Raw genomic sequence first — 7,276 nt, 5'->3', positions numbered from 1 at the left:
CCCCGCGGAGCGGGATATGCCCCGGCAAGCCGGGGCATAGAGCGCGAATTGGCGCAAGCGCAAATTCGGATTCCGGCGCAAGCGCCGGAATTGGAATTCCGTTTACGGAATTCCGACAGGGCGTCAATTCGCGCAAGCGCGAATTGCAGGCACCCGCGCAAGCGCGGTCGCCGGGGCTAGCGGCAAGGGGAGGTGCATTACGCGCGGGCCTGTGTAGGGCTTGGGGTTCCTGGCACCAGAGCCCGCAACGAGAGTGACGGACGATCGGCCTGACGGAGTGCCGGCCCCACCGCAGTGACGGGCTCCGCTGCGCTCCACCCGAACCCCTCCCCCACCCTCGAAACCGGTCGCTCACGTTCACCAACACCCCGCCAGCATACCCTATGAACCGTGCGAACGGGGCGAGATTCAGCCAAGTATCAGCCTACAGGGGGAAGCTGTCGCGTGGATGATGCATCACGGGTGCTAGGTGTGTAGAGTCTGGAACCAGACACCACCACCCTGGCCCGCCACTCACCGCGCCGGACTCTCATTCCTATTACGCGTCGCATTCCGCGAAAAGGAGAACACGGGAATGGCCGTGAAACTGCGTGAACACCAGATTGAGGCCGTAGCCGCCATCGTGCGCGGTCTCGATATCCCGCCGGGCGGCATTCCCTGGAATGGTCTGCGCGGGCAGGTGCACGCCGCGTGCGGAACGGGAAAGACCATCATCGCGGCGGCATCCGCGAAAAGGATCGTGCCCAAGGGCCGCATTCTCGTGGTGGTGCCGACCCTGGATCTCCTGGCGCAGACCGTGAAGGCGTGGAGCGGGGCCGGGCACAAGGCGCCGGCGGTCATGGTGTGCTCGCCGCTGGACGACCCGGAGCTGTGGCACCTGGGAGTGCGGAGCACCACCAACCCCGTGCAGCTCGCGTTGTGGCACAAGGAGGGGCCGGTGACCATCTACGCCACCTACGCCTCGCTGGGCGTGCTCGTGGAGGCGTTCGAGGGCGCCTACGGCCAGAAGCTCGCCCCGGTGGACCTGGCGGTGGTCGATGAGGCGCACCGGACCAGTGGGTCGATGGGTAAGGCGTGGGCGGACATCCACGACCAGACGAAGATCCCGGCGCACCGCCGGCTGTACCTGACGGCGACGCCCCGGATCTGGCAGGAGCGGCCCCCGCACTGGGAGGTCGCCGAAGGTGTCCGTGACGCGCTGCCCCGCGAGATGGCGGCCTCCATGGACGACGAAGCCGTCTTCGGGCCGGTGCTCTACAAGCTCTCGCTGGCGTCGGCGGTGTCACGGAAGCTGCTGGCGCGCTACCAAATCATCGTCCTGGAGCTGAAGGACCCGGTCGTGACGCCCGAGCGGCTGATGGGCGAGGACCGGCACACCGAGAAGGTCCGCGGGCAGCGCCTCGGGGCGCTCCAGGCCGCGCTGCTGCACACAATGGAGCAGCACAACCTGCAGACGTGCATCACCTTCCACCACCGGACCATAGAGGCCGCGGCGTATGCGGAGGGCCTGGAGCGGGTGGCCAAGCGGCTGCACGACGACCGGCCCGAGAAGTACCCGGCGGAGATCTGGGCGGACTGGCTGTGCGGCGAGCACGTCCCGGAGCGCCGGCGGGAGGTGCTGGGCAAGTTCGGGACCACCGCCCGGCGGGCCGTGCTCTCCAACTGCCGCGTCCTGGGGGAGGGGGTCGACATCCGGGCCGTGGACTCCGTGGCCCTGCTGGACCCGAAGGGCGCGCCGCACGACATCGTCCAGGCTATTGGGCGCGCGCTACGTCAGAAGCCCGGACAGGGAAAGCTCGCCTCTTTGATCGTGCCGGTATTCCTCCAGCCCGACGAACAGCCGGAGGACATGTTCACTTCCGGTTCGTACCGGCCTTTGGTGAAGGTATTGGAAGGTCTGCGGGCTCACGACGAAGAGGCCGTGGAATTGCTGGCTATCCCACAGGAGCCTCAGAAGGCTGACGTTCAGCCCTCTAAGTACATCGGTTCCGCACCCGGTGATAACGAGGAAGAAACCCGTCTGCTGCTCCGCTTTGCGGCTCCGCGTGACCCTGTGATGGTCGCCGACTGGGTCAGCTTCAACGTGATCGACACCGAGCGGCAGGACTGGGCACGCGGCTGGGCGAAGCTGAAGGCGTACGTCGAGCGGGTCGGGAACGCGCGAGTGCCCTACGGACATCGGGAGGGTGCGACGCCCCTTGGGCAGTGGGTGGCAGAACAGCGGCGCGCGTACGGAGCCGGCGAGATGACCGGGCAGCGCGCGCAGCGGCTGGAGCGGCTCGGCATGGTCTGGTCGGTCGCCGATGCGCGGTTCCAGGAGAACCTCGAAGCCGCCAAGGCCTACTACGACCAACATTGGACGCTCTGCGCGCCCCGGACCGCGACCATGCTGGACCGGCCCATCGGGCAGTGGCTCGCAAACCTCCGCCGCCCCGGCGCGCTGGCTGGCAAGCCGGAGTGGGAAGCCGCGTTGAAGGAGATCGACGAGGACTGGAACCCGTCATGGCCGGCCGAGTGGCAGCGGCACTACGCGGTGGTGCGGGAGATGCTCGCGGAGGAAACCATCCTCGCGTACGTCGAACCCGGGGTCACCGTGCACGGCATGGACATCGGCAAGTGGCTCGCCCGGCAGCGCCAGCCCGAGGTCTGGGCGGCCCTGTCCGACGGGCAGCGCGAGCGCCTGGAGACCATCGGCGTCATCCCGCACTCGCCCGGTCTGGAGGCATCGGTGAAGCCGTCTACGGCGCCTGTGAGCGCCTTCGAGCGGGGCGTAGCGGCCCTGGCGCAGTACAAGGCTCGTGCCGGCTCCCTGACCGTTCCCAGGGGGCACGTGGAACGGCTAGTGGATGGCACCGAGGTGAAGCTTGGTGTGTGGATCATGAATCAGAAGGGGCGCCGCGCGAAGCTCACCCCCGACAAACTCATCGCACTCGCCGAGCTGGGCTTGGAATGGGCGCGGCAGGGTTAAAGAGTGGGGTAATTTTTTGGTTAAGCAGTATTGGGTCCTGACGTGAGGGTGCAGGGAATGGCGTCTGAGGAAGAGCTGTTCGCGTCCGTCGACGCGCTGTTGGACGAGGAACCGCAGCTCCCGCCTCCGGCGGAGCGTGCCCGGCTGCGTGAGTCCGCCGGTATCACGCAGGCCCGCCTCGCGACCGCGTTGAAGACGACGACCCAGTCGGTGAAGAACTGGGAGAACGGCCGGAGCGAGCCGAAGTCGCCGCGTCTGGATGCCTACCAGCGGCTACTGAACGGGTGGGCGGAAAAGTATCCCGCCCGCGGTCCAGCCTTGGCTGTCACGCCGGCGGCAGCAGCGTGCAGTGAACCGGCAGCATCCGAGGCGGAGGCGGCAGACGCCCCGCAGGCTCTCACCGTGCCAGCCGCGGGGCCGGCACGTCCCGCCACCCAGTCGGCCGCGGCATCGCGGCGTCCGGCAGTGAAGAAGGCGGCGAAACCCGCCATCGACCCGCGCTTCCCGCACGGCCCGCTCGCCGTGCTGGACGGTGACGGCTGCGCGTACGGCGTCGACGGGATCGTGCTGGAGTGCCCGGCGACCACGGTGGTTGAGCTGGTGGAGTGGACTCTGCGCGAGTCCGGCCTCGGTGCCCCGAAGCTCAACCGGTACGGCAAGGACTCCGACCCGCTGATCGTGCTCACCGCCACGGCCGCCGTGAAGCTCGGGCTGCCCGAGCACCTGGAGGGCCACGAGCAGCGCCGCTCCCTGCGCCTGCCCGAGGACCACCCGGTCGTCAAGCAGGTGGCGAAGGCCAAGTGGCAGCTCACGCAGCGCGGGTTCGGCCCGTGGGCGCGGATCTACCGCAAGGCACAGGGCCGCGACCGGCAGTGCGTGCAGCTGGCGATCCTGTCCTGGGACGCCCTTGATGAGCGCTCCTGGCCCGGCGTCGCCGAGATGGAGCCGGCCGACATCGCCCGCGTCCTCGGCGTGTACGCCCAGCGGATCATCACCCCGCGCGGCTCCACCGCCGTCTCCGGGCTGGAGCTGATGACGGCACTGCGCCCACCCACCCGTCCGGAGCGCGATGAGGAGACCGGCAACTGGATCTCCGGCTACAACCCGGGCTCGCTGGGGACGAGGCCGATGGACCCGGCGCCGCCGGAGGCAACCCCGGAGCACCCTGTCGTCGTTCAGTCCGGCTGGACGGGCGGGTTCCTCAATGAGGAGGCGTACCAGTGGGTGCGGTCGGTGGACACGCTCAGCGATGAGGAGTGCCTGCTGCCCTTCGTGGTCGGCCTGGACCTCAACACGGCCTTCCTCGCCGCTGCGGCCCGCCTGGTCGTCGGCCTGTCCGCCCCGGATCACTTCCACAACGTGAAGTTCAACCCGAAGATCCCCGGCTCCTGGTTGGCGGACCTGTCCCCCATCGAGCTGGACCCGCGCCTGCCCTCGCCGTTCACACCGGACGGCTCCCGGCCGACCGGCCCGGCCTGGTACCAGACGCACACCCTCGCCTACGCCCAGGAACTCGGGCACGACGTCCACCCGATCGAGGCGTACCTGCGCCGCGAGACCGGCGCGTACCTCGACCCGTGGCACGACCGCCTCAAGAACGCCTACGTCGACACCCTCGCCGACATGGGCGTCACCAAGGACCTGTCCGACACCGATTTCCTGGCGGCGATGGAACACCACAAGGAGAAGGACCCGGCGCTGGCCGCCGTCCTCGCGGCGATCAAGGCCACGGTCAAGGGCGGCGTCGGCAAGCTCCGCGAGCGCCCCCAGGGCAAGCACTACAAGGACGGCGAGACGTGGCCGGCCCTCTCCCGGCCGACCTGGCGCCCCGACATCCGCGCCGCCGTCATCTCCAAGGCCCGGGTCAACATGCACCGCAAGCTCAACAACATGGCGAAGATGACCGGGCTCTACCCGCTCGCCGTGCTCTCCGACTGCGTCGTCTACCCGAGCCCGGGGGAGAGCCCGCTCGACTTCCTCCCCTACGCCGCCTCCGGCAAGCCGCAGCCCGGCGGTTTCCGTCTCGGGCCCACGCCGGGCCTGGCGAAGCTGGAGGGCGTCCAGTCGATGCTGTGGGCGGTCGACCTGATGGAGAAGAGTCTGAACCCGGCCCGCCACATCAAGGGTGGCGACGCCGTCCTGGACGAAGGGGAGTAGGGCCGTGGGGGAGATCGAGGACGCGATCGAGCGGGCCGACCGCGAGGCGTTCACCAAGAAGCCGCCCAAAACGTTGAAGGGTCAGATCGGGTTCCTGATCAAGCAGCTCGGCAGTGCAAAGGCCGTCGCGGCGGAGCTCGGGGTCACCGCCGACTCCGTCAACCGCTACCGGCGCGGCGCCCGCAAGCACGCCCGCGCCGACGTCGCCGCGAAGATCGACGACGCCGTACGGCAGCGGTGGCAGCCGCTGGTACGCAAGCGCCGGCAGAAGAAGGCCGCGATCACCGACGGGATCACGGTGGAGACCCGGGCCCGGTTCGGCTACACCGCGCCGGTCGGCACGACCGACGACGGACGGTTCCGCCGCCTCACCGTGCACCTCCCCCCGCGCTACGCACAACGCCTCTTCGACGCCCGCAACACAGGCGCCGGCGACCAGGAGATGCGCGCGATCATCGCTGAGGGATTCAAAGAGATCTACTTCCAAGACGGCGGAGGTCGCGCCACAGGACTCTCCGACGTCACCCTCAACGACATCGACTACCTCGACCTCGACTACTGACCAAACGCCGACCGGGGCAGGAACCTGCCCAGTCGCTGTGCGAGCCGAAGAAGGCATCGGGGGTGAGGTGTGGCCGCAGGGGTGTTGCGAACCGTGCCGCTGGCGGGGGAGCTGACCGCGTCGCTGATCAGCCGGGTGGCTGCCCGCTACGGTCTCGCAGCCAGCAGCGTGATGCGGCTGTGGACGTGCCGCAACTCCCCCACCCGGCACGATGGCGGCAGTGTGAGGGCAGATGCGGAGGTCGTCCTGAACAGGGCCGGGCGGGGTGTGCTCGCCGAGCTGTGCGGGGTGGAACCGGCGGTGCTGGTGCGCGCTCTTCCGTCGTTCACCGTGGACGATCCCAAGATCAGCACCGGCCGGGACGCCTCCCTGGCGCAGGCACGGTGGCGGGCGGCGGCCGCGGTGGCGGGGGAAGCAGCGTTCGGCTGCCGGCTGTGCACGGCGCGGCGCACCGGGCAGGCACTGCGGGCGGTGCGGTATCTGCCGCGCCGGCAGCGGGTCTGCCTGCGGCACGGGCGCTGGCTGCTGGACGCGGACGCCGACCAGCCGCTGGAACACCTCGATCTGCGCCTGCTGCCGGAGGTGGTGGCCGGGCAGCGGCGGTGGCCGGGCGTGGCACGGCGTGCGGTGCGCGCCGCGGTGGAGCCGCAGCAGGCGTTCACACTGGCGCATGCGGTGGTGGCCCGCTGGTGGGAGCAGGCTCTGTACTGGGAGCAGGAGGAAATCTGGCCGCGCCGTCTGCATTACTTGGCGGGCGGCAACGCGGGATCACGGCTTGAGTGGTGGCGGATCGTGGGCCGGGACGCGGCGATCTTCCCGGAGGTGGTGGCCGTGGCGCGGGCGCTGCTGGAGCCGGCCATGGCCGAGGTGGCCTGGCGGGCAAGCGGCGGGATGCAGCCTCGGGCGCGGGGCGCCGACGATGCGTTCTGTCACCGGCTGGGCGAGTTGGTGGGCCGCACCTGGCTGGGACCCGAGCTCGCGGCCGACCACGGCAGCCCGCTCAACGATTGGAAGGGTGCGATCGTGCGCGCCCGCCGCCGTGAGACGGGGCCGCCGGGGTGGCGGGAGGATCCGTGGCGGCTGAAGCGGGAGCAGCAGCCCGCCACGATGGCCGGCCAGTTGCGCGTCCTGACGGCGGAAGCCCAGGCGGGCGGCTCGGGGACCCGGTGGCGGGCTACGGCGAGCGCCGAACAGCGGTTCCGCATCACGCAGTTGGTCGACGAGGCGCGCGAACAGCTGGTGGAGCTGCGCGGCGTGCACAGCGGCACCACCGCCGAGGTGGCCCGCACGCTGCTGGAGCACCTCAGCCACAGTGCCGCCCTGATCGACCAAGCCCTCGTGCACACCGCCACCGCGGCCGTCGCCGCCGGGGTGGCACTGGAGGAGGTCGCCGCCTGGTCCCGCCTGCCCGCCCAGGAGCTGGCCGAGGTGCTCGCCGAGGGTGAGGGAGAGGACTGACACGACCGGCGGCAGCCGAATAGCGGCGCGGGCCGGTCGGCAGTCGGTGAGCCGTTGCCCGACAGGGTGCGGCGCGGTGGGGTGAGAGTGCAGAACTCTGCACTGACACCGGTGCCCCCGCCCGGCGCCCT

Annotated in this window: 4 protein-coding genes; all 4 read left to right on the top strand. The window is 70.1% G+C overall.

Annotated features, from left to right (window positions below; translation table 11 throughout):
• The first annotated feature begins 574 nt into the window (after positions 1 to 574).
• Positions 575 to 2,968: a Helicase associated domain protein gene (locus tag ACFYY6_RS36475; RefSeq protein ID WP_389197481.1), complete on the top strand. Its 2,394-nt coding sequence runs from the start codon at positions 575 to 577 to the stop codon at positions 2,966 to 2,968.
• Between the two features lie 57 nt (positions 2,969 to 3,025).
• Positions 3,026 to 5,125, top strand: coding sequence for a telomere-associated protein Tap (tap, locus tag ACFYY6_RS36470; protein ID WP_389197479.1), 2,100 nt, complete (start codon positions 3,026 to 3,028; stop codon positions 5,123 to 5,125).
• Positions 5,126 to 5,129: 4 nt separating this feature from the next.
• The gene (tpg, locus tag ACFYY6_RS36465) at positions 5,130 to 5,687 is read left to right on the top strand and encodes a telomere-protecting terminal protein Tpg (RefSeq protein WP_388653368.1); all 558 of its coding nucleotides are present in this window, start codon (positions 5,130 to 5,132) and stop codon (positions 5,685 to 5,687) included.
• An 81-nt stretch (positions 5,688 to 5,768) separates the two neighbouring features.
• The gene (locus ACFYY6_RS36460; RefSeq protein ID WP_388653365.1) at positions 5,769 to 7,145 is read left to right on the top strand and encodes a DNA-binding protein; all 1,377 of its coding nucleotides are present in this window, start codon (positions 5,769 to 5,771) and stop codon (positions 7,143 to 7,145) included.
• Positions 7,146 to 7,276: the final 131 nt, after the last annotated feature.

The organism is Streptomyces sp. NPDC001750 (genome assembly GCF_042892615.1).
Taxonomy (GTDB): Bacteria; Actinomycetota; Actinomycetes; order Streptomycetales; family Streptomycetaceae; genus Streptomyces.
Note: the sequence above shows the minus strand (reverse complement) of the source record. Positions and strands in the feature narration are given on the sequence as shown.

Coding starts and splice junctions, on each gene's coding strand:
- tap (WP_389197479.1), top strand. CDS start 3,026: ATGGCGTCTGAGGAAGAGCTGTTCGCGTCCGTCGACGCGCTGTTGGAC.
- ACFYY6_RS36475 (WP_389197481.1), top strand. CDS start 575: ATGGCCGTGAAACTGCGTGAACACCAGATTGAGGCCGTAGCCGCCATC.